The sequence below is a fragment of the Phenylobacterium sp. genome, from assembly GCF_030693805.1.
GTDB lineage: Bacteria > Pseudomonadota > Alphaproteobacteria > Caulobacterales > Caulobacteraceae > Phenylobacterium.
In genome coordinates this window covers 1-1,151 of the sequence record NZ_JAUXZW010000422.1, presented here as the reverse complement: position 1 = coordinate 1,151, position 1,151 = coordinate 1, and the positions used below count along the sequence as shown (strand labels likewise).

1 protein-coding gene is annotated in these 1,151 nt (G+C 64.7%); it reads left to right on the top strand.

The genetic code is table 11. The features are described 5' to 3' along the window. Positions 1–19 precede the first annotated feature (19 nt). Positions 20–1,051, top strand: a complete 1,032-nt coding sequence (locus Q8M88_RS17080) for a cysteine synthase A (protein ID WP_305598354.1) — start codon at positions 20–22, stop codon at positions 1,049–1,051. The last annotated feature ends 100 nt before the right edge of the window (positions 1,052–1,151 follow it).

Genomic DNA, 1,151 nt, shown 5'->3' with positions numbered 1-1,151 from the left:
CACTCGCCAGGAATCATCAATGACCGTCGCCTCCAGCGTCATCGAAGCCATCGGGCGCACGCCGCTCATTGAATTGCACGGCGCCTCGAAGGCGACCGGCTGCCGCATTCTCGGCAAGGCCGAATTCATGAACCCGGGCGGTTCCGTGAAGGACCGCGCGGCGCTGTCCATCGTCGAAGACGCCCGCGCGAAAGGATTGTTGAAGCCGGGCGGGGTCATCGTCGAAGGCACCGCCGGCAACACCGGCATCGGGCTCGCGCTCGTCGCGAACGCCTTGGGCTTTCGCACGGTAATCGTGATTCCCGAGACTCAGAGTCAGGAAAAGAAGGACATGCTGCGCCTGCAGGGCGCGCAGCTCGTGGAAGTGCCGGCGGTTCCCTACGCCAATCCCAATAATTATGTGAAGCTTTCCGGCCGCCTCGCCGAGCGCCTCGCCAGGGAAGAGCCGAACGGCGCCGTCTGGGCCAATCAATTCGACAATGTCGCCAATCGCGTCGCGCATCTCACCACCACCGGGCCCGAGATTTACGAAGCGCTGGAGGGAGGGGTGGACGCCTTCATTTGCGCCTGCGGCACCGGCGGCACGCTGGCCGGCGTCGGCATGGCGCTCAAGGAGAGAAATCCGGACGTGAAGATCGGGCTGGCCGATCCATACGGGGCGGCGCTCTATTCCTATTACACGACCGGCGAGTTGAAGGGTGAAGGCTCATCCATCACCGAAGGAATCGGCCAGGGTCGGATCACCGCCAATCTCGAAGGCGCGCCGGTCGACGTCGCCTACCGCATCCCCGATGACGAGGCGCTGCGCATCGTCTTCGATCTCGCCGAGCAGGAGGGCCTGTTGCTGGGCGGCTCATCGGGAATCAACGTCGCCGGCGCGATCAGACTGGCGCGCGATATGGGTCCCGGCAATACGATCGTGACCGTGCTGTGCGACGGCGGCGCAAGATACGCTTCGAAGCTCTTCAACGCCGACTTCCTGCGCAGCCAAAACCTGCCGACGCCGCCCTGGCTCGAAGGCGCCGTCAAGATGGATCCTGGCTTCGTTTAGCCCTCGATCGGTTCCGCGGGCGCGGGCGACGCCACGGGCTCGGCTTCGCGCTGCGGAACGAAATTCTCGCGACGCACGAAGAGCACCTTTCGCAGCTCCG